The 22,332-nt window shown below is 62.8% G+C and carries 17 protein-coding genes; 2 read left to right on the forward strand and 15 right to left on the reverse strand.

The genetic code is table 11. The annotated features are described in order from the left end of the window. Positions 1-15: 15 nt before the first annotated feature. From M5B42_RS08095 to M5B42_RS08135, 9 genes are all read right to left on the reverse strand, one after another. Complete coding sequence (locus M5B42_RS08095; RefSeq protein ID WP_248745489.1) at positions 16-1,464, reverse strand: efflux transporter outer membrane subunit; 1,449 nt, start codon at positions 1,462-1,464, stop codon at positions 16-18. Then, positions 1,461-2,360, reverse strand: coding sequence for an HlyD family secretion protein (locus tag M5B42_RS08100; RefSeq protein ID WP_248745490.1), 900 nt, complete (start codon positions 2,358-2,360; stop codon positions 1,461-1,463). The genes M5B42_RS08095 and M5B42_RS08100 overlap by 4 nt, the downstream gene beginning before the upstream one ends. Further along, positions 2,357-2,566 carry a DUF1656 domain-containing protein gene (locus tag M5B42_RS08105; protein ID WP_103496031.1) on the reverse strand — a complete coding sequence of 70 codons (210 nt, stop codon included), beginning with the start codon at positions 2,564-2,566 and terminating at the stop codon, positions 2,357-2,359. Before M5B42_RS08105 ends, M5B42_RS08100 begins: the two co-directional genes overlap by 4 nt. Next, positions 2,563-4,647, reverse strand: coding sequence for an FUSC family protein (locus tag M5B42_RS08110; RefSeq protein ID WP_177104181.1), 2,085 nt, complete (start codon positions 4,645-4,647; stop codon positions 2,563-2,565). Before M5B42_RS08110 ends, M5B42_RS08105 begins: the two co-directional genes overlap by 4 nt. Then, positions 4,644-5,102 carry a MarR family transcriptional regulator gene (locus tag M5B42_RS08115; RefSeq protein WP_248745491.1) on the reverse strand — a complete coding sequence of 153 codons (459 nt, stop codon included), beginning with the start codon at positions 5,100-5,102 and terminating at the stop codon, positions 4,644-4,646. Before M5B42_RS08115 ends, M5B42_RS08110 begins: the two co-directional genes overlap by 4 nt. A gap of 307 nt (positions 5,103-5,409) precedes the next feature. After that, a complete protein-coding gene (locus M5B42_RS08120) occupies positions 5,410-5,688 on the reverse strand; it encodes a hypothetical protein (protein WP_248745492.1) in 279 nt (92 codons plus the stop codon). Between the two features lie 361 nt (positions 5,689-6,049). Continuing rightward, complete coding sequence (locus M5B42_RS08125; RefSeq protein ID WP_218227189.1) at positions 6,050-7,525, reverse strand: Fic family protein; 1,476 nt, start codon at positions 7,523-7,525, stop codon at positions 6,050-6,052. Positions 7,526-7,626: 101 nt separating this feature from the next. After that, positions 7,627-7,872, reverse strand: coding sequence for a DUF2789 domain-containing protein (locus tag M5B42_RS08130; protein WP_152741816.1), 246 nt, complete (start codon positions 7,870-7,872; stop codon positions 7,627-7,629). 109 nt (positions 7,873-7,981) lie between these two features. Continuing rightward, a complete protein-coding gene (locus M5B42_RS08135) occupies positions 7,982-8,443 on the reverse strand; it encodes a YbaK/EbsC family protein (RefSeq protein ID WP_100942667.1) in 462 nt (153 codons plus the stop codon). Positions 8,444-8,815: 372 nt separating this feature from the next. Here M5B42_RS08135 and M5B42_RS08140 point away from each other — a divergent pair, with 372 nt between their 5' ends. Both M5B42_RS08140 and M5B42_RS08145 read left to right on the forward strand, forming a co-directional pair. Beyond that, on the forward strand, positions 8,816-9,397 hold the full coding sequence (locus M5B42_RS08140) for an NfeD family protein (RefSeq protein WP_247263348.1): 582 nt from the start codon (positions 8,816-8,818) through the stop codon (positions 9,395-9,397). Positions 9,398-9,399: 2 nt separating this feature from the next. Then, positions 9,400-10,167, forward strand: a complete 768-nt coding sequence (locus M5B42_RS08145) for a slipin family protein (protein ID WP_103496037.1) — start codon at positions 9,400-9,402, stop codon at positions 10,165-10,167. 6 nt (positions 10,168-10,173) lie between these two features. Here M5B42_RS08145 and M5B42_RS08150 read toward each other — a convergent pair whose 3' ends face one another. From M5B42_RS08150 to M5B42_RS08175, 6 genes are all read right to left on the reverse strand, one after another. Continuing rightward, the gene (locus M5B42_RS08150; RefSeq protein ID WP_248745493.1) at positions 10,174-11,163 is read right to left on the reverse strand and encodes a sulfotransferase family protein; all 990 of its coding nucleotides are present in this window, start codon (positions 11,161-11,163) and stop codon (positions 10,174-10,176) included. Further along, positions 11,151-11,939: an aspartyl/asparaginyl beta-hydroxylase domain-containing protein gene (locus M5B42_RS08155; RefSeq protein WP_248745494.1), complete on the reverse strand. Its 789-nt coding sequence runs from the start codon at positions 11,937-11,939 to the stop codon at positions 11,151-11,153. Before M5B42_RS08155 ends, M5B42_RS08150 begins: the two co-directional genes overlap by 13 nt. 91 nt (positions 11,940-12,030) lie before the next feature. After that, entirely contained in the window at positions 12,031-13,527 is a 1,497-nt protein-coding gene (locus M5B42_RS08160; protein WP_248745521.1) for a TolC family protein, read from the reverse strand. A gap of 94 nt (positions 13,528-13,621) precedes the next feature. Then, on the reverse strand, positions 13,622-19,603 hold the full coding sequence (locus M5B42_RS08165; RefSeq protein WP_248745495.1) for an Ig-like domain-containing protein: 5,982 nt from the start codon (positions 19,601-19,603) through the stop codon (positions 13,622-13,624). Between the two features lie 121 nt (positions 19,604-19,724). After that, on the reverse strand, positions 19,725-20,570 hold the full coding sequence (locus tag M5B42_RS08170) for a sulfotransferase (protein ID WP_248745496.1): 846 nt from the start codon (positions 20,568-20,570) through the stop codon (positions 19,725-19,727). Positions 20,571-20,727: 157 nt separating this feature from the next. Further along, positions 20,728-22,323: a glycosyltransferase family 39 protein gene (locus M5B42_RS08175; RefSeq protein ID WP_248745497.1), complete on the reverse strand. Its 1,596-nt coding sequence runs from the start codon at positions 22,321-22,323 to the stop codon at positions 20,728-20,730. Positions 22,324-22,332: the final 9 nt, after the last annotated feature.

Consider the following 22,332-nt stretch of genomic DNA (forward strand, 5'->3'; position numbering starts at 1 on the left):
AGCATAGCAATGGACTCAGGGTTTCGTGTGCTCAACAGGTGGCGTTCGTCCGCTTTCCCAACCGCCGCCCAGGGCCAGGAACAAATCGATCTGGCTCATCGCGACCTGGGTATTGGCCGAGGCCAGTTGGGCGCGCACATCGGTGTAGGTGCGGGTCGCCTGCAGGTCGGCGAGGAACGAGGCGCGACCGGCCTTGAAGAAGCGGTGCGTCTGGTCCGCCGCCAGCCTGGCCGACTGCTCGGCATCGGCCAGGGCATCGCGGCGATCAAGCTGCGCGGTGTACTGGGCCAGGCTGGTCTGGGTTTCGCGGATGGCATTGAGCACCACACCGTCGAAGTGCGCCAGGGCACCCTGGGTGCCGGCCTCGGCTTCGCGGATGCGGGCACGGGCGCCGTTGGTAGGCACGGTCCAACTGATGGCCGGGCCGAAGCCCCAACGGTTGGTCGACGGTTCGCCCAGATCCTTGAGAATACCGACCGTCCCCACCGTGGCACCGATGCTGATGTTCGGGTAGAGCTCGCCCGTGGCCACGCCGATGCTGGCCGTCGCTGCCGCGAGCCGGCGTTCGGCCTGGCGGATATCCGGACGGCGCTTGAGCAACTCGGCACCGTCGCCCACCGGCAACAATTGAGTGATATGCGGCAGCGCGGCGCAATCGGCAACACCGCCCGGCAGTTGGTCCAGGGGTTTGGCCAACAGCATCGACAGGCGATACAAACCAGCCTGGCGCGCGGCCTGGTAGCGCGGCAGTTCGGCGCGCAGGGATTTGAATTGGGTCTGGGAACGGGTGACCTGGGTTTCGTCGCCGCGCCCGGCATCGCGCAGACGCTTGGTCAGCTCGGTGCTCTGGGATTGCAGCGCGAGGGACTCCTCGGCAATCCCGCGCTCTTCGTTGGCCGCGCAGATCTGGGTGTAGGAGCGCACCACATCTGCCACCAGGGTGATACGGGCCACATCGCCCGCCGCCTGGGTAGCGTCGGCATTGGCTTTGGCCGCCTCGATGCCGCGCTGCAAGGTGCCCCACAGGTCGAACTGATAGGACGCGGAAAGCGCGATTTCACCTATATTGGCCACCGGGACCTTTTCCGGTAGCAGGAAGGCCTGGCCGGACTCCTGCAAGCGCTGGGCCCCGGCTTTCACCCCGGCACTGAAACCGCCGGCCGCCTCGGCCTCTTCCACCTGGGCCCGGGCCCGTGACAGGCTAGCCGCCGCCACGCGCAAATCGGTGTTGGACGCCAGGGCCTGGCGTACCAGCTCATCCAGGCGCGGGTCCTGGTACAGCCGCCACCAATCGGTCGGCACCGGCGCCGACACCACATTGTCGCCTTCACCGGCGAGCGTCCCTTGCAGGTCCTTGCGTTGCATCGCCGAGTCGGCCGGCAGGTGATAATCCGGGCCAACCATCGAGCACGCCGACAGCATCAGGCCAAGGCCCAGGGTCGCGACTTGCGCCAGCGGTTTCATTGCGCGGCCTCTTTCTTCGACGCGGCCTTGGCGTCATCGATGATCGACACCGTGGCGGTGCGTCCGGCGATCATGCGGAAGTCCGCCGGCACGTCGTCGAAGGCGATGCGCACCGGAATCCGCTGGGCCAGGCGCACCCAGCTGAACGCCGGGTTGACGTTGGGCAGCAGGTTCGTACCACTGGTGCGGTCACGGTCCTCGATCCCGGCGACGATGCTTTCGACATGCCCGCGCAACCGCGCGTTGTCACCGATCACCCGAATGTCCACAGCCTGGCCGACATGAATGCCGTCGAGCTTGGTTTCCTCGAAATAACCGTCGATATGGAATGAGCCGCTGTCCACCACCGCCAGCACCGGCCGCCCGGCGGTGACAAACTCCCGCTCGCGGGGCGCGCGGTCGTTGACGTAGCCGTCCACCGGACTGCGAATCACCGAACGATCGAGGTTCAACTGCGCGGCGTCCACCGCCACCTGGGCTTCGGCCAGGGCCAGCTCGGCACGGGCGACCCGCGACTGGCTTTCTTCCAGTTGCTCGCCGGCCACCAGGTTACCCAGACCCCGGTTGCGTTTGTTCTCGCGCTGGGCCTGGGCCAGGGTTTCCTGGCGGTCGGCGACGGCGGCCCTGGCCTGGCGCAGCGCCAGCTTGAAGCGATCCTGGTCGATGCTGAACAGCACCTGGCCGCGGCTCACCGGCTGGTTGTCGCGCACCTGCACCTGCTGGATCAGGCCGGACACGTCCGGGGCGATCTGCACGATATCGGCGCGGATATGCCCGTCCCGGGTCCAGGGCGCGAACATGTAGTACATCACCATGCGCCAGACCACCAGGCAGGCGAAGATCACCACCAGCAAAGTCAGGACTACACGGCCAATGGTCAAAAGAGGTTTTTTCATGTCATCAGGTATCGACTGAACGAATCCACAACGCCCAGCAACAAAGCGTAGAGACCGACGTTGAACAAGGCCCGGTGCCAGACCAGGCGGTAGAAGTGGACGCGCGTCAACAGCCCGTGCACCACCAGGTACAGCGCATACGTAATGCCCATCAGCACCAGCAGCGTGGGCAGGAACACCCCGCTGATATCCAGCTCACCGATCATAACGGCACTCCATTGATCCCATACGGAACGCTCTCCGGCTGATCGCCGCTATCGACAAACTCGACGCCGGGCAACAACGCCAGGCGCAGGCCACTCAAGGCGTGCAACAGGTGCAGGCGGGTTTCGCCATCGTCCAGGCCCTGGGAACTCAAGGCCCGGCGCGTGCGGTCCATCGTCATCAGCAAAGGCGCTGGAGCCGGCAGGCGCTCGCGGGCCTCGAGGCAGGCGCGGAAGTACTCGCCGACCTCTTCCACCACCTGTTTGAGCAGCACATTCGCCACCCCCAACACACGCGGGGTGTAGGCCAGCAGGTCGAGCAGGTTGAGCGCGACCCGCAACTCCCGCAGCGCCGCGCCGGTGTCCTGGCCGGTCATGGCCAGGCGCGGCAGGTGCTGCATCAGCCGGTCGAGCATCTGCGCGCCCATATGTCGGTGCTCGGCCAGGGTCGCCGGCTCGGTCAGCTTGACGATGTCGTGCCAACTGAACCGGGTCAGGCGCTTGGCCGCCAGCTCGGCGCCGAAGGGGCGGGCCACCAGGGTCCAGACAAACGCGAACAGCAAGCCCAGGGGGCCGGCCAGGTTGGCGTTGGAAAAGTTCAGGAAGTCCGCGTCATAGGCCCCTGAAATGCTGATAAAGGACGAGGTGTTGACGATGGTCAGCAAGGTCCCGAGGTAGAAACGCGGCTGCACGGTGAGGGTGCCGACGCAGATAAAGGGCACGGCAAAGGCCAGCACCAGCATCGGGAAATCATGCAGGTTGGGTAGCACCACGAACAGGTAGAGGCTGGCGAAAATCACCGACATCGCGGTCCAGAAAAAGAACCGGTAGATCTGTGGCGCCGGGTCGTCCATCGCCGCGAAAAAGCTGCAGGCCACCGCCGCGAGGATCACCGCGCTGGCCCCGTCGGTCCAGCCGAGCAGGATCCACAGCACCGAAGCGACGATGATCGCCAGCACCGTCGAGCCCGCCGAATAGAGCATCAGGCCACGATCGAGAAACGGCGTCAGGCGGCCCAGGCGCCAGTGGCGATAGACCGCGCGCCAGCTGTCCTGGCTTTCGCACTGGATGGCATATTGCAGGCTGCGCAGGTCCTGCCACAGGTCAATCCATTCGCCGAGGCGGTAGAGGGCGTTGGAGAACAGCAACTGGCGTCGGTCATCCAGCTCGAGCGGGCTCGGTTGCAGGCTCTCGATCTCGGCCCGCAGGCTTTGCCAGCGTTCAACCGGCGCTCCTTTTGTGGTGCTTTCCAGCCATTCGCGGGTGGCCACGAGCAAGGGTTCGAAACGCGCCACCAACTCCGGCGTGCGCCGCTCCATCGCATACAGAGCATCGTCCAGGGCATCGACCACCGGCAACAGGTGAATCATCCGCCCGCGCAACTCCTTGGTGTTGCGCACGGTCTGCGGCCGGGCACCTTCGTGGGGCAACTGGCCGATCATCAATTCGAGGCTGTTGAAGGTCGCCACCATCGCCGAGCGCAGCGCGCTGACTTCATCGGCCTGCACGTTACGCGAAAGGAAACGCAGGCTGTAGGTCGAGGCATCGCCGAACCATTTGCCCGCCGCGTCGATAAACACCGGGGCCAGGCGCCGGGGCCAGAACATGCTGCCGACCACCGCCGCCACGGCGATGCCGAGAAAGATCTCCTCGGTCCGCGACACCGCCACATCGAACACCCCCAGCGGGTTGTCGACCACCGGCAGGGCGATCATCGGCATGGTGTAGCCGGCGAGCATCAGCGCGTAGCTGTTGGCGGTGCGCAGGTGCAGCGAGAGAAATAGCAGGATGCCGGTCCAGAGCGCGATCGCCACCACCAGCAGATAGGGTGTCTGCACGAACAGCGGGACGAACAGCACCGCCGCCGAGGCGCCGAGAAAAGTACCGACCGCGCGGTACAGGGCCTTGGAGCTGGTGGGACCGACAAAGGGGCTGGAAACGATGTAGACGGTGGCCATGGCCCAGTACGGACGCGGCATTTCCATCAGCAAGGCGATATACAGCGCGATCATCGAGGCGGCGAAGGTACGTACACCGTAGAACCAGTCGCGGGCGGGGGGCATGCCGGTCCAGAAACCGTTCACGGATTCGCCACTCCCAGGTTCCACCCGGCCGCTTCGAAGGCGCGGATGACTCGCAGCGCCGCTTCCAGATCAGCGGGAGCGATGCCGTCGAGCACTTCACTACGCAGGCGGATCAACTGGATTTCGATGTCCTGCATCAAGTGCTCGCCGGCCTCGGTCAGGCTCAGGCATTTGGCCCGGCGGTCACTCGGGTCTTCGCTGCGCAGCACATAGCCGGCATTGCACAACTGGTCGAGCAGGCGCACCAGCGACGGGCTTTCCATCCCGGCTTCCTGGGCCACGGTGACCTGGCGCACGCCCGGCCCCATACGGCCGATCAACAGCAACGGCATGGCGCAGGCTTCGGAGATCCCATAGTTGACCAGCGTGGTCTGGCACACCCGGCGCCAATGGCGCGAGGCGACGACGAGGCCGGCACTGATGTGCTTGTGCAGCTGTTCGAGGGGCTTGGACACGGGGAGATTCGCATTGTTAGTTTGCTAACTATCAATATCTCGCATCAGTTGGGGGCTCGTCAAGTTTTGAAACAATTACTTCATTCGACCGGGTAACGGCTGGGGACAGGGTGGCCCGGCTGAACTCAAGCCTAGTTCACGGGTGATGAGGTGCTTGGGGAATCGTCGGGCTTGAATCGTAGCGTGATGTAAAAATTCTGCTGTTTTGGCTTGGGAAACTTCAGCGTTCTTGCACCGTTGCTCCGTGCCCGTGGACGGCGCTGCCCGCCACAATGGGAACGAGCAGCGATTGGGTGAAAGCCACGCGTCACGCTTGCAATGGGGTTTCCCGGGGGAGACGGAACTGGATCAGGTCGAGAATATCCAGGCCATCCTGCAGCAGCAGGTAAGCCCCGTTGGTCAGCCGGTACAGATCGGCGTCGTCGATGTTCCTGACGGTGACCGAGGTGAGGGTTTCCAGTTGCGCGGTGCCGGCACGGATGCGGGCGCAGGCGGTTTCGTGGAGCAGGCGTAGCGGGGCTTGGGTGTCGATCAGCAGGACTGGGGTGCCGGCGGGGTTGGTAGTTAGTGGGTGGTACATAGTCATGGTTAAAGCTCCAAAGTTCTAAACCTGAAGCTGTCATCCACCGTCGCCAAACGAAGGGTGGCAGCTGTACGCAGGTTGGCGAACCGGAAACCATGTAACCCGGCAGACCCGAAGGTCTCCCACGCACAGCCGCCATAACGCTATTACCCGCATTTTCGAATACGTGCAACAAAGCCTGGGCGCTGTTTGCGCTCACACGGTTGATCGGATCGCCAAATCCGCTGTCGACAGGTGCCGACGGAGCAAACTATAGGATTGATGATTCAGTGGGCGCAACGGAGGCAAAACGCCCAAGCTCAGGCAATACATTACCAGGCATGTCGCCGAACCCGGGAACGACGAAAGCTGTAGAACACAGTTGTTACTGCTCAGGTAAAACCTGCGCCGCCTGCTCTTCAATAAAATCAAAAACCGCCTCCGGCACACTGTATTGAAACTGCTTGCGCCGGTGCTTCGAGACCTTGCCACCATTGTCCAGACACATCATCACCAACCGGGACAAATCGCTACCGCGCACGTCGTAGCGCTGGTTCACGGCTTTGACCACGCGGTCGTAGCGATCCAGAAACTCCGTCTCCTCCCGCAGTTCGACCTCAAGCGCACGGCGGGCCATACGCAGGGTGAACTCGACACAGCGGGTCGCATCCCAAAAGCGGTAAATCGAAGGGTGACCGATGAACTCGAAAGCCATCTGATCCCCGTCCAGCCACGTGACATTCCAGAAATCACGCGTCGGCTGGGAAAAGTCCTTGAGCGCCTCCAGGTAGTTCTGCTCCTCGTGCTTCATCGCCACGGAAACAGGCAACAGCAAACCGTGCTCCAACGCGCCGGAACGACACAACACCTGATGAATGAGAAAACGCGACAGGCGACCGTTGCCATCCATGAATGGATGGATAAACACAAAGCCAAACGCCGTCACAGCCGCCGCCACCAAAGGATCGATCTGTCGGGGGGCTTCGTTTGCAAACACCATCAGCTCCTGCATGAGCTCGCGACACAACTCGGGGGTAGGCGGCACATAGCTCACCCCCGCCGCGCCGCGCAATCCGTTGTGCAGATGGTTTTGCTCATGACGGAACAAGGCCGCCTTATCGAACGGGCTGGAGACGGTACTGTTTTGCAGCTCCACCAAGTACTCTTCGCTTAAAAGCCGGCCTTCATGGGCCTGGCGCAGCAGTTGAACGAAACGTCGGGACTTCTCTTCGCTGGGCTCTTCTTTCTCGATGGCGAAGGAGTCACGGGTTTCGTGGAGGTAAGCCCAGTTGATGGCGCGATCCATCATCTCCGGGGGTAAGCTGACCAAAAAAGCTTTGGCGCGTCCCAGGATATCGAGACTCAGCAAGTCTTCCAGCTCGGGAGTACGCTCTACCGTAGCGCAATAGTGCAGAGAGCCCAGGCCGTTAAAATCAACTCGCCACCGGGCATTACGCACGCTAGGGCCCGTTAAATAGTGTTTCGGGTCGAAGAGCGGAACAACGCTGCCTCTCACCGGTGCCTCATAGTCGAGTCGACGCCCGCTCAACCCCTCCCAAAGGAAACAGGCTTTTCGGATAAAGACCCCGTTGGGAGCCTTCGCCAACTCCTGCAATAACTGTTCGGCGGGAATGGCTTCCAGCACCTGTGCCAGCAGGCAAAGGTTGATACCTTCGTGTTTCAGCGCAAAAAGCAGATGGTCGAGATACCTTCCGTCGCCTGGTGAAACCCCATGAGGAACGGCAAGACAATCGCCTATCAGCGTAATACGCGTCACAGGCTTGATCATCGCTGAACGCTTCAAGGCAAAAGCCTTTAACCTCAGCGCATCACGCAGATAGGCATAACCGACAAATTGCATTCTGGGCATCCACAGAAAAAACTGACTAACGCGATTAAAGCCCAGATTTTTTTACTCTTCCCCAGATTTTTTTACATTTAGGGCATTTTCCACATTTTTTTTTACACCCCTCTCCCCTTCCTCAACAACACATCCAACTGATCCACCACTTCCGCCCAGTCGGCATCGTCCAGGATCTCGGTACGCAGAAAATCCGCCTGGCTCTTGCTCCAGAAAAACGCGTCCGCCAGGTGCAGCTCCGGCTTGAGTGGCGAATGGGTGGCGATGAATCGGTCGATGCCGGCCGGGTCATCGGGCAAGCCCAATTGCTTGAACAGGGATGGCAGACTGTGGTCAGGCGATTCCATGGAGGTCTCCGGTACAAGGAAAAGGGCGGTGCCGGTCAGACAGCTTCGCGAGCAAGCGCGTTCCCGCTGTGAAGCACCGCGTGAGTCGAAAACAGACAGCGCCCGGGTCTTAGTGACAGACCTCGCACACCTCGGCATGGGGAACCAGCTTCAGGTACTGGTCCATCTGCATATGCACCAGGTTGTGGTGGTTGCCGGCTTCCAGGTAGATGTCGTGTTGGCGGGTCAGTTGCGGGTCGACCACCATCTTCAAGCCATAGGACTCACCCAGCGCCGGCACCGCCCCGCGTTCGCAATCCTGGAACAGATAGGCCAGGGTGCTTTCCCGGGTGATCTGCCAGGTACTGGCGCCACGGACCTTGCTCAGGTCCAGGTGCTGGCTGGCGGGCAGGACCGCCATCAGGTAGTGGCCGTGCTGGTCGTCGAGCACCACCGATTTGGCCATGCGTTCGGCCGGGATCCCCGCCAGGCGGGCGGTTTCCAGGCTGCTGGACGAATGCGGATGAGCGACGATGTCGAATTCGCAGTGCGCCTGTTCCAGGCTGCGCTGCACGGTTTTTGCCATGCGCATGATGCACCTCCGGGCCCTGTCGAATGCCCCAGGGCGATGGGTTTGCTGCATTCCTTGAGTAAGAGTCTAGGCAGTTCGCCGTGGAGCGTCGGCTTAACGTCAGTAACCGTTCTCGCTATCACAGGTCCTCGATAGTCGAGTCGGGTCTAAAGCTTCGAGTCCACAAATTCGGCCATACGCGGAATCTTGAACCGACACGGAACCTGTAGGAGCAGGGCTTGCCCGCGAAAGGGTCCTTGAGATCGCTAAAAGCTTCGCGGGCAAGCCCTGCTCCTACAGGTTCCGTGGGGCTCCAAGCCTGCGTTTATCCGGTGGGTCGCCAGAGCTCGACTAAGCTTCTTAATGGGGGTAACGAACTCGCGGAGAATGCAAGTGAGCGGTCGTTGCTGGTGGCGTTGGTTGTTGATCGGGTGGCTGATCGTCTGGCCCGTCGGGCACCAGCTTGCTGAAGGCGCCGACTCCGTCGTGACCCTGATCGTGTTACCCCTCGACGACTCCGGTTCCGGGCTGATCCTGCTGGGTATCGCCCTGATCGTCGCCGAGACGCTCCTGCCCAGCTTCGGCGTGATCGGCTTCGGTGGCCTGGTCGCCGTCGTGGCGGGCACATTGGTCCTGTTCGACCCCCAGCTGTTCGACGACAACACCGCACGGCCGTTGAAACTCACCCTGATGCTGATCGGGCTGCTCCTGCTGGTCGGCTTGATCGTCGCGGCCCTCAAGGCCCGCCAGCGCCAGGTGGTCAGCGGCGACGCCGGACTGGAAGGCAGCCTGACCCCGGTGACCGCCCTGAAAGCCGGCGATGCCTATGCCGGTTGGGTGCAACTGCAAGGCGAAAACTGGCAGGTCCTCAGCCCCACGCCGCTGCATCCCGGCCAACAGGTCCGGGTCATCGCACGCAAGGGCCTGCTCCTGGAAGTGAAAGCCGTTGACGACCCGCCAAGGCGAGGAGATTGATCATGGTCCTGCAATTGGGCTCCGGCGCGCTGCTCGCGCTTCTGCTGCTGATGCTGCTGGCATCGACCTTTCGCATCCTGCGCGAATACGAACGCGGCGTGGTGTTCCAGCTCGGACGCTTCTGGCAGGTCAAGGGACCGGGGCTGATCATCTTGATTCCGCTGGTGCAGCAGATGGTCCGGGTGGACCTGCGCACCGTGGTCCACGATGTCCCGCCGCAAGACGTGATCACCCGCGACAACGTCTCGGTCAAGGTCAATGCGGTGCTGTATTTCCGCGTGCTCGACCCGCAGAAGGCAATTATCCAGGTGGAGAATTTTCTCGCCGCCACCAGCCAGCTGGCGCAGACCACGTTGCGCGCGGTGCTGGGCAAACACGAACTGGATGAGCTGCTGGCCGAGCGGGAAAAGCTCAATTCCGATGTCCAGCAGGTGCTCGATGCCCAGACCGATGCCTGGGGGATCAAGGTGGCCAATGTCGAGATCAAGCATGTGGACCTCAACGAGTCGATGATCCGCGCCATCGCCAAGCAGGCCGAGGCCGAACGGGAACGGCGGGCCAAGGTGATTCACGCCGAAGGGGAATTGCAGGCCTCCGAAAAATTGATGCAGGCCGCCGAAATGCTCGGGCGCCAGCCGGGGGCCATGCAGTTGCGGTATATGCAGACGTTGTCGTCGATTGCCGGGGACAAGAGTTCGACCATCGTGTTTCCGTTGCCGATCGAGTTGTTGAAGGGGATGGCGGATCTGTCACAGAAAGATAAGACCTGACGCGCGTTAGCGTTGACGTCCATTGCGCGCGATCAAGAGACGGCCGGATGTTCCTGGAGGATTGCGTTCGGCCCGCAAGGTTTCCAATGCCTGATAAGGCCCCTCGGCCCAGAACGCCACCCGCTCCTTGAGCCGCTCCGATGCCTCCCGGTGCTTGTCCTGGCTATCCGGCACAAACACCTGGTCTGGCTGCTTGGCGTGTTGTCGGGCCACGGAAAACACCTGGTCGCGTTGCTCCGCGTCGAGTCCGAAGAACGCCCCCAGATGCCCTTCCAGCGCCCCCGGCAACTCGCTGTAGTTGACCGGCAAACCGCCAAAAGCCACGCAGTGCTCCCAACCCTTCTGAAGGATCCGCCCGAGGCGCGCCGCAATATAGTCCTCCCGCGAGTCATCCTGCCCCGGGGTGTCCAATACGCTATGACCAATCATCCCCGGCACCATCTGCATACCGGCCCGGCGCACATGGGACACGGCTATTTCCAGCGGATCGCGGTACAGGAACAGCCAGGGCGTCTCGGAAAAACACTCGCGCAGCAACGGCAACTCGCCGATATTCCAGGCGTCCAGCTTGATCACCAGGGCCTGCTCACTGCCGCTGCGGCGCTGACCGTAAGCCGCCAACAAGCCCTGCAGGGCCGCGCGCCGCCCCTGCGGATCGAGGTCATCACGCAACAGGCGGTCGAGGGGCGGCGGCTCGCTGATTACGATATGGCTGTCCAACTGCGCCAGCATCTGACCGATCAGCGTCGAACCACAGCGCGAGGCGTGATAGATAAAGGCGCTCGGCGCCACCGCCGGCAATTGCCACTCGCTGAGCACCGCCAGCGGTGTCTCACGCCGAAAGACCTGGTTGAACGGCAGTTGCAGGGCCGCGTCCACCGAATCGCCAAAGAACGGCTGATCCAGCCGTCGCTCGCCGAACCAGCACCAATCGACACGCCAATGGAGGTCTTCGCGCCAGACGCGAATCGGCAACCAGTCCTTCAGGCCGTCCATGGTGGATTCCAACGCCGGCCACGGATCATGGCCGCGCGCAGGTCCTCATGGGCGAAATGCAAGCCATGGGCGGCGGCCCGCGCCAGGGCCCGGGCGATAAAAGCCTCGCTGTCGGTTTGCGCTTGCAGCTCACGGCACAGTTGCGGGTCACGCTCCAGCCATTGGCGAAATTGCTCGAGCGCCATGGCCGCCCGCCCCAGGCCGGGCGCCGGAGTACTCGGCAGGCCCGCGGCGATCTGCTGTTCCAGCCAGGCACTTGGGCGACAGTCGAGCACCAGATGAACCCGCTCGCTATCACCCCAGTTGTCGACGCTGTGGGGCCGCGCCAGATCGAGAAACCAACACTCGCCGGCCCTCATGGGAATGCACTGTCCGTCGAGCATGAACTCCACGTCGGGCGGGCTGAGCAGGGGAATATGCAGGCGCCGGTCGGCGTCCGGAGGACCGAGGTCGTAATCACGGTGTTCATGAATTCGCCCACCCGGCCCCAACCGCAGCAGGCGCGCCGAGCGGATTTCCAACGGCAGGCCCTGCAAGCCATAGGACCAGCGCGAGTCCTCCAGCCAAGGCTTGCGCGCAACCGCCTCGCCCTTGCCCGGCGCCAGTTCGCCCGGGGCATCGTTGGCGGACACCAACGCCACCCCGCTCCACTCGCCGGTGAAGTAATCGCGATTGAAATGCGCTACCCAGGCGCTGTCGCCCAACTGCGCCAAGGCCTGGCGCAGCAGTGGCAGGTCCACGGCGACCGGCAGGCGGGAAAACGCCGGCCGGCTCAAGGAATCACTCCGCCCGCGCCCAGCCTGTCGAGCAAGTGTTCGACACAGGCCTCGCGCCGGCTGGCGCTGATGGACCCCGTGGTCAGGTCGGTCATTTCGCTTGAGCAGACCTCACAGGTTCATCGATCTTGCCCGCGGCCCAGTCGGATTCACGGCTGGCCAAGGCCCCGGCAATCGACTGGATCTTGGTCGAAGAGACTTCCGGCGGCAGCGGATCAAGCCCGGCACTGGCAAAGATCTGCCCATAGGCGTTGCGCAGGTCGGCATAGGCCAGGTCGCGACGCAGGTCGGCCTGCAAGGTGTTGAGCTCGCCCTGGATCAGGTCCAGTTCACCGAGCCCCGCGGCCTTGTAGCGGTTGCGCAGTTGACCGGCGATCTGCCCGTCAATATTCGACAGTTGCTGGCTGGTCTTGAACTGGCGCACGGCTTCGTTGAAGTTGGCATTGGCCACGTAGAGCTGGGCCAGCACCGCGATGGACATGGCCTGGCGGCGTGCCGTGGCGACCTCTTCACCGGCCTTGGCGACGTCGATGGCCGCCGGGGCGGAGATCACGTTGAATAGGTTCCAGGTGACCTTGACGCCGTAGTCGGCCCACTTGTCGTTGACCAGGAAGGAGTTACTGTCGTAATGGCCGCCGGCGGAGAATTCCAGGCCCGGCAGCAGGCGCAGCATGGCCTTGCGGGTTTCGTTGGCGCTGATGCGGGTCTGGTAGTCCTGCTCGCGCAGTTCCGGACGGTTGGCCAGGGCTTCCTGCTCCAGCTTGCCCATGTCGACCTTGAGTTCCGGGATCTCGTAGTTTTCCGGGGTCGCCAGGGTCAGCTCGGTGCCCATGGGCAGGTTGATCAGGGTCGCCAGCTCGGTCTTGGCCAGGGTCAGCGCCTTGCGTTGTTCTTCCAACTGGCGCGTGGCGACGATCAAAGCGCGCTGGTAACCCAGGGCCTGGACCGGGTCACCGATACGCTGGTCGCTCATTTTCTCGCTGTTGCCCTGGGCCTGCTCGACCCGCGCCATCAGGCTGTCGATCTGCTTGAGCAGGCGCTCGGCGGCCACGGCACGCCAGTAGGCCGAACGCACGTCCTGGACGATGGTGTTGACCACCTTGCGCCGGCGTTCCTGGACGATCAGGCGTTGGTCGCCCTGCTGCTTGGCGTTGATATAGCTCACGCCGAAGTCGAGCACGTTCCAGACCATGGTCAGGTCGCCGACACGACGGTCGCGGTCCTGGGAGGTCGAAGGGACCAGGGACTGCTCGCCGGTCTGGACGTTCTGGCTGCTGGAGGCGCTGACGTTGTTACGCCCGGCGTAGCCGGCGGACAGCGCCATGCGTGGCAGCATGTCGAAGCTGGCGAGGTCGAGTTGGCGTTTGGCCAGGGCCTCTTCCATGATCTTGAGGCGGCCTTCGAGGTTGTACTTCACCGCTCGGGCCATGGCCTGGTGCAAGGTCAGCGGGCCATTCAGCGGCTCCTGATCCTTGAACATGGTCTGCATATCGCTCTTGGCACGTTGTTCACTGACACTACGATCGATCGGCTGGCTGGTGACGGCACAACCACTGACTACCAGCGCCAGCAAGCTGACGCTGAACAACTTATGACTTCTTCTCATCCCTTGCACCGCCCCTGACTACTGCATTCTTTTTTTATAGGCGCCGACCAGCGTCGGCGCAGCTTCCCAATCGTGCTCAGGCCGACATTTCGCTGATGCCGACTTGTTCCAATGCCCAGGCTAGTTCATGCAGCTGTTTCTGCTCTCCGTCTTTGATTTTCTGCAATTGCTGCCCCAGGGTCGGCGCGCCGAAAATACCGCGCGCGCCCTGTGCCGGCTCGCCCAGGCCCTTGCCATTACGGTCGAAGACCTGGTTGGCCGAGGTGTCGCTGTTGCCCGACTCGCGATTGAAGATGCTCGACATGGTGCTGCTGCCGAACACCCCGCCATCGCCGCCGCCGAAACCGAGGAAACCACTGGTACTGCCCGTGGCACCGCTGTCGCTGCTGAACACCTGGGCGATAAAGCTCGGCGCCAGCACGTTCGGATTGATAAAGATATTGCCCAGCGGTGGCAGGCCATCTCCCGAGCTGCGCTGTTCGAACAACGGCGGGAAGCCCAGCGGCGAGCCGAGGTTGCCGGTCGGAGCGACGCTGATCTGTGGCTGCAGCGGTTGGTTCGGCGCATCCGGCCGCGCCACGGGCGTGTCCACGCGGAACTGCGGATCGCCGCCCAACGCGACCGTATTGACCGCAAAGTTGTTGGAGTTGGCGAAGCCGGTCCCGGCGTTGCCGGCCAGGTCCGTGACCAGGCTGTTATCCAGGGTGATGAAGTTGCTCGGGTCGGTGACGTTCGCCGTCGGGGTCAGGGTCGCGGTCCAGGTCTTGCCACCGTCGGCGCTGGCCAGGTTGGACAGCACGCCGTTGGCCACGCTCAACTCCGAAAGGTCGAAGTTGCTGACTTTCTCGCTGAAGGTGAAGGTCACCACGGTGGTCTGGCCGGCGGTCAGGTTCGGGTTGGCGACGCTGATGGTCGCGGTCGGCCGGGTGGCATCGACGGCGTAGTTGTTGGAAATTGCGATGCCGGACCCGGCATTGCCCGCGGTATCGCTGACCAGGCTGGTGTCCAGCACGATCAGGTTGGTGGCATCGGTGACGGCGGCCGTCGGGGTCAGGGTCGCGGTCCAGGTCTTGCCGCCATCGGCGCTGGCCAGGTTGGACAGGGTGCCGTTGGGGACACTGAGCTCGGACAGGTTGAAGCCGGTCACCACTTCGCTGAAGGCGATGGTCACCGTTGTGGTCTGGCCGATACCCAGGTTGTTGTTCGCCACGGAGATGGTCGCGGTCGGACGCTGGGTGTCGATGGCGTAGTTGTTGGAATCGGTGGTGCCCGTGCCGGCGTTGCCGGCCAGGTCGGTGTACGTCGTGTTGTTCAGGCTGATCATGTTGCTGGCGTGGGTGATATTGCTGGTCGGGGTGAAGGTCCCGATCCAGGTGATACCCCCGTCGCTGCTGCTCACCGCGCTCAAGGTACCGTTGGCAATCGTCAGGTCGGCATTGCTGAAGCCGGTTACCGCCTCGCTGAAAGTAATGGTCACCTGGGAGGTCTGGCCGATGCTCAGTGCACTGTTGGCGACCACGATAGTGGCCGTTGGGCGTTGGGTGTCGATGGCGTATGTATTGGAGGTAGTGGTACCGCTACCAGCATTGCTTGCGCTGTCGCTGAACAGGGTGTTGTTCAAGGTGATGACATCGCCGGTATGGGTCACCCCAGGATTCGCGGTCAGGGTCGCGGTCCAGTGGGTGCCATCGACCTGGACCAGGTTGCTCAGACTGCCATCGGCGACAGTTAACGCGCCGAGGGCAAGATTGTTGACCGTCTCGCTGAAGGTGATGGTCACCAGGGAGGTGCTACCGTTGACGTTCAGCGCCGTGTTGGACACCACGATGGTCGCGGTCGGCGCCACAGTATCGACGCCATAGGTATTGGACAGGGTGGTTCCCGCGCCAGCATTGCCGGCGAGATCGCTGACCAAGGTGTTATTCAGGCTGATCACGTCGCCGGTGTGGGTCGTGGCCGCATTCGGTGTCAGGGTCGCGGTCCAGGTGATGCCGCCGTCGCTGGTGCTGACAGCGCTCAGCGTACCGTCAGCGACCGTCAGGTCGGCATTGCTGAAACCGGTCACCGCCTCGCTGAAGGTAATGGTCACCAGCGACGTACCGCCGATATTCAAGGCGTTGTTCGCCACCACGATACTCGCCGTCGGCCGCTGGGTGTCGATGCTGTAGTTGTTGGAGTCGGTAACACCGCTGCCGGTGTTGCCCGAGGCGTTCGCCACGAGCGTGTTGTTCAGCTCGATCACGTTGCTGCCGCTGGTGATGTTGCTGGTCGGGGTGAAGGTCGCGGTCCAGGTGATGCCACCGTCGCCGGTGGTGACGCTGGTCAATGTACCGTGGCTGATCGTCAGGTCGGCGTTGCTGAAGCCGGTCACGGCTTCGCTGAAGGTGATAGTCACCAGCGAGGTTTCGCCGATCTTCAGGGCGTTATCCGCCACCACGATGGTCGCGGTCGGGCGCACGGTGTCGATGGTGAAGTTGCCCGAGTTGGTGATGCCGGTGCCGGCGTTGCCCGCCCCATCCTGCACACCGCTGTTGTTCAGGCTAATGAGGTTGGTGGTGTCGTGAACGCCGTTGGTCGGGGTGAAGGTCGCTGTCCAGGTGATGCCTCCGTCGCTGGTACTGACTGCCGTCAGGATACCGTTGGGCACGCTCAGGTCGCTGTTGTCGAAGCCGGTCACCGCCTCGCTGAAGGTGATGGTCACCAATGAACTCTGCCCGGCCGCCAGGGTCGGGTTGGCCATCACGATGGTTGCAGTCGGGCGCGTGCTGTCGAGGTTATAGGCATTCGAGCTGGTGGTCCCGGTACCGCTATTACCGGCACCGTCGATCACCGTGCTGTTGTCCAGGACGATGTGATTGTTGTTTTGGGTGATACCCGCCACCGGCGTCAACAGCGCGGTATAGGTGATGTTGTCGCTGGTGCTCAGGCCGCTGAGGGTACCGTTGTCGGTCGTCAGGTCGGCCAGGGTCATACCGCTCACCGCCTCGCTGAAGGTAATGGTCACCGTGGAGGTGCCGCCGATACCCAGGTTGTTGTTCGACACAACGATAGTGGCGGTCGGGCGTACACCGTCGATGGCCACGTTGTTGGACGTGACGGTGCCGCTACCGACGTTGCCCGCAGCGTCACTCACATGACTGGTGTCCAGGGTGATGTGGTTGCTCGCACTGACGATCGCCGCCGTCGGGGTGAAGGTCGCGACCCAGGTGACGCCACCGTCGCTAGTGCTCACCGTGCTCAGGGTGCCATTGGACACCGTCAGGTCGGCGTTGGTAAAACCGGGCACGGCTTCGTTGAAAGTGATGGTCACCGGCGAGGTCTGGCCGATCCCCAGGTTGGTATTGCCGAACACGATGGTCGCGGTCGGCAGCACGGTGTCGACGGCGTAGGCGTTGGAGGTGGTGGTGCCGCTGCCGGTGTTGCCCACGACGTCGCTGATCGCGGTGGTGTTCAGGGTGATGACATCGCCGACATGGTTGACCCCGGGGTTCGCGGTCAGGGTCGCGGTCCAGTGGGTGCCGTCGACCTGGACCAGGTTGCTCAGACTGCCATCAGCAACAGTTAACGCGCCGAGGGCAAGATTGTTGACCGTCTCGCTGAAGGTGATGGTCACCAGGGAGGTGTTACCGTTGACGTTCAGCGCCGTGTCTGACACCACGATGGTCGCGGTTGGTCGCACGGTGTCGACGACGTAGGTGTTGGAGGTGGTCGTACCGGTACCGGCGTTGGTCGCGGTATCGGTATAGAGGGTGTTGTCCAGGGTGATGACGTTGCCGCTGCTATTGTTGCTGGCGCTCGGCGTCAGGGTCGCGGTCCAGTGGATATTGTCGCTGGTAGTCAGGTTGCTCAGGGTGCCATTGGACGCCGTCATGTCGGCCAGGCTGAAACCGCTCACCGCTTCGCTGAAGGTAATGTTCACCGTCGAGTTGACCGTGGTGCTCAGCGTAGGCGCGACCACCGAGACGGTCGCGGTCGGCCGCACGGTATCGATGGCATAGTTGTTGGACGAGGTGGTGCCGGTTCCCGGTGTACCCGTCGACGTGGAGGTGACGCCGGTATTGTCGAGGACAATATGGTTGGTGGCGCTGGTCACGCTCGAGTTCGGTGTAAAGGTCGCGGTGTAGGTGATGTTGTCGCTGGTATTCAGGGTGCCCAGGGTACCGTTGCTAATCGTCAGGTCGGCGCTGGTAAAGCCGGTCACTGCCTGGTTGAAGGTAATGGTCACCAGCGAGGTGCTGCCGATATGCTGCGCGGTGTTGGTCACCACGATGGTTGCGGTCGGCGCCGGCGCATAGGCGGTGTTGAGCGTACCGCCGTCGTTGAAGATATTGTTCACCGCCGCCACGCTGGCGCCGGTACCGCCGCCGCCCAGCGCCGGACCACCGGAGCCGCTGCCACCGACGTTGCCGGTCATCGCCGCGAAGTTGGCGGCGGTCATCAACAACGTGCCTTTGTTCCAGATCGCGCCGACGCCTTTGCCGGCCGCGCCACCGGAGTCGGCGGAGCCGCCCAGGCCACCGCCGCCACCACCACCGCCGCCAGCCGCGATGTTGCCGGAAATCACCGAAGTGCCGACGATGGTCAGGGTACCGGTGCTGGCGTTGTAGATACCGCCGCTGGCCGATGCGCCGGCCCGGCCAGGTTTGTCCCAACCGGAGCCACCACCGCCGCCACCAATCGAGATGGTGCCGTTGTTCGCCGTGCCGCCGTTACCGCCGCTACTGTAGTTGGCGGCGCCTATACCGCCCGCGCCGCCGGTGCTGCTACCCCCCTTGCCACCCATGTAGTTGGGGTTGTAGCCGCCGCCGGTACCGCCATGGTTAGCGGTGCCGGAGGTACCGCCATAGACCCCCGTACCGAAGCCCGAGCTACCACCATGACCACCATTCTGTCCGCCAAGAGCACCACCGCCGCCGCCGCCACCACCAACCGCGCCGCCGACGTAGGGCGCCGTGACCCCGCCGCCTCCGCCGCCGCCCGAGGCCGCGTTGCTGGTCACCGTGACATTGTTCAGGGTCAGGTTACCGGCGTTGACAATACCGCCGCCCATCGCCGCGGTGCCGTCGACCCCGGCCGCCGCGCCATTGCCCACCGCCAACCCCTGGGTAATGACCAGCCCGTCCAGGGTCGCGGTGACCCCGGAATTGACCATGAGCACCTGGGTCTTGTATTGCCCGCTGAGGATCACATCGGGTGTGCCGTTGTGGTCCAGGTCGCCTTCGATGGTGAGGTTCTTGCTGATGACCAGTTGCGAATTCAGGTTGACAGTCATGCTGGCGTTGAAGGTAATGATATCGCCCGCCACCGCACTGCTCAGGGCCGAACGCAGTGAACCGACGCCACTGTCAGCGTTGCTGGTCACGGTAATGGTCGACAGGGCGTACTGGTACGCGGCCATGGCGTCGGCCGAGAGCACGTTGTGGCTTTCGATGACCCCGGTGGAAATTTCCAGGGTCCAGTCGCCGCCCAGGCCGGTGCGGTTGGTCGATGCCGCGATATCGCGCCCGGTGTATTGCGCCAGGGAGTCGACAAAGCCCAGGCCGGTGGCACCCTCGGCGGTATTACAGGCGTAGATCAGGATATCGCCGCCGACATTCATGTCATTGCCGATACGCGCCAATATGTCGGCCCGCGCCGCGACGTTGGTCGACGAAAGGTAGGTGCTGCCCAGCCACAGGTCGCCCGAGTTGCCGTGGGCGATGATTTCCACGGTGCTCACGCCCTGATGGGTGTCCAGGTAATCAGCGATCTGTTGCAGGCCGTCCTTGCCGGCCTGCAACACCACCACCTGGGTGCCGGGCGCAATGCCCTTGAGCAGGGCACTGAAATCCTGGACCCGGGAGTCGACGAAGACCACCGACTGGCCGGGTACGGCGGCCGGCGCCGGGGTCGGCGTGGCATCGGATTGCGGGTGGGCATCGGCGGGCGCGGTCGCGTGATCGGTGGCCGGGGCCTTCGCCGCATCGGTGGTGGCGTGGCTGGCCGGCTGCGCGGCTTCGGCCACGGTGGCCGCCACGGCGCCGTCGAACAGCATGCGCGGCTCGAGCGGAATGATCATGGGTGAAACCAGGGTTCTCACGCCTTCAGCCCGCGATTTCTGTTTGCTCCACCACATGCTTCACCTGCACTCGAGCGCTCACACGCCCAAAGGATTTTTTTGTTGGAATAAAAAACCGCGATCAACTGATCGCGGTATTGGTTTTCATGCGAATAACATTGGCGGCGCTGGCTGAACCATCGTTCCAGAACGACAGCGTCGCATATTTTTCGAACAGGTCCGGCGGCAGAATCGTACGCCGTGGCTCCATCGCCACCTTGGGCTTGACCTTATGCAGGCCGGCAACCCCGAGGGCCTGGTCGAATGCCGGGGCGTCATACACCAGATGGTCGAAATCGTGCTCGAACCAAGGTTCGCCGATAAAGTCGTAGACCAACCGCAATACCCGCTCCGGCGCCTGGGACAGCAGGTCGTAGTCGACCAGCAACACGGAGTCGGCGTGTTCGCCGTAATAGGCTTCCTTGAGCGCGGTCCAGGCGAACCCCACCAGGCGATTGCGCTGGGCCAGGGTTTCGCAACGGCTGTAGACGGTGTTGCGCTCGACTTCGTCGTTGAACAGCTTGGTGTTCTCGAAGGGGTTGGCGCGATACAGCCGCTCAAGACTGTCCATGACCCAGGCGACATTGCGCACGCAGGCGATGACCTTGGACTGGGGGAACAGGTCCATCAGCGCGGGCAGGCGCGCCGACCACTGGCGATTGGTATCGAAGACCACCGATTGCTCGGTCTTGTCGGCGTAATAGGACTCGAACAGGCCGCGCAACAGACGGCGGCGCATATCGGTGTCGATCACCGCGCCGAACTCGCTGCCGGCACTGCACTGTTCCAGCACGCTGTTGAACAGGGTGCCGACCGGGCTGCTCATGCCGGCATGAAAGCGGGGATTCTGGAGAAGAATGGCGGACAGCAGGGTTGACCCTGAGCGCGGCAAACCGGAGACAAAGTGAAAACTACGCAATCCCTTCACCCTAGACGGAAGTCCATTTGTAGGACAAAGCGTAGCCTAAAGGGAATATTTCACACTAGTAGTATTTTGATATCAACCATCTGCGTTTTAAGTCTAAAAACACACAAACAGAGATGTTTATGGGCATAAAATATGACTTTATGGCTCTAAATCGGACCTATTGCGGTGAGTCATCACTACACGAAGGGTGACAGACCTCATATAAAACCGCCTGGGTGTCGCCACCGGCATGCTGGTCAATTTTTCGCCAATTGTCCGGAATCGACGGGAATTCATCCGGTGCCACGCGGCTCATCACCAGCCAGACCCGGCCATTGCCCTGGGGCAGGTCGTCCAGGCGATCAAGGTAGACGCCAGCGCTTTCATCGACGAGCGTACCGAAACCATAGTTGTTGGGTCGGGTCGACACGCCCTTGGCAGTGGGCGGCGTGTACAGCCGTGGCGCGGTGGCGCTCTTGTCGTAGTAGCCCCAGGTGAGCAGCCAGAACATGTCGCCCAGCACCACCTGGTCACCGGCGACGCTGTGCTGGTTCATGTACTCGACCATATTGTTGAACTGATCGCCGGCGTCGACGGTGTAGTTGTTCTTCAGGCCCACGCCCTCCACCGCCAGGACCGCCAGCAGCAGCAACACGGCCAGGACCTTGAAGCGCCGCGCCAGGCGGTCGACGGCCAAGGCCAGGATAATCGGCAGGCCGAGCGCCGGCACGGTCAGGTAACGCTCGATAAACACCGGCGAGACAAACGAAATGGCGAACACCAGCAGCAACGGCAACGCACTGTAGATCACCAGCAGCGTGTCGAAGCGGTGGCGGCTGCGATCAGTCCAGACGAGGAATGTCATCACGGCCGCCATCACGCCCGGCAAGGTGACGAACAGCCACAGCGGCATGCCTTCGCCGTCGTCCTGGGCCATCAGTTGCCAGAGCATCGACGGCAGCGAGCGCAAGGTGACCGGCGGCTCCCAGCCGACATCGCCACCGACCTTCAACTCCTCCATATGCCGCACCAGGTCGATCAGCCCCGGCAGCCAGGGCAGGAACAACAGCACGATCGCCACATTGGCCAACCACCACTCGCGGCGCGCGATGTGACGGTGTGCACTGCCGGGCTGCGGGCGGATCACCAGCAGATAGAGCCAGTGCGACAACACGCACAACGCCGAAAAGTAGTGGGTATAGAAGGCGGCCGCCATCAGCAGCGCATAGATCACCAGATAACGCTGGCGCGCGGGCTCACGAACCCAATACACCAGGGCAATGGTGGCCCCCAGCAGCCATACGCCCATCAGCGAATACATGCGTATTTCCTGGCTGTAGCGTACGGCCGTGGGCAGCAGGGTCAGCAGCAGGCAGGTCAGCATCGTGACCCGCCGGTTGGCGACCAGGTGCGCCAGCCAGGTACCGAGCAGCACCGTAATCACCCCGGGCACCGCACTCATCATGCGGATCGACAGGATCGAGTCGCCGAACAGGCCGATCCAGACATGCAGCAGCATGAAATACAGCGGCGGATGGACATCGTGGGACGCATGGGACCAGATGCCGGCCAGCGGGAACTGGGCCAGCAGCAGGCTGGAGCCTTCGTCGCCCCAGATCGCCGAGGCCGTCAGTTCATAAAGACGTAACGCCACGGCCAATAGCAGGAGGGCTATCAGCCAGGGTTCGCGAAGCAACTGGACAAGGGATTGCGGATGCGTGACAGGCTGACCGTAAAGTCGTTTTGCTACTTCATCATTGCTCGGAACGCCCATCACCATCCT

This window comes from Pseudomonas sp. MWU12-2037 (assembly GCF_023242345.1).
Classification (GTDB): Bacteria; Pseudomonadota; Gammaproteobacteria; order Pseudomonadales; family Pseudomonadaceae; genus Aquipseudomonas; species Aquipseudomonas gingeri_D.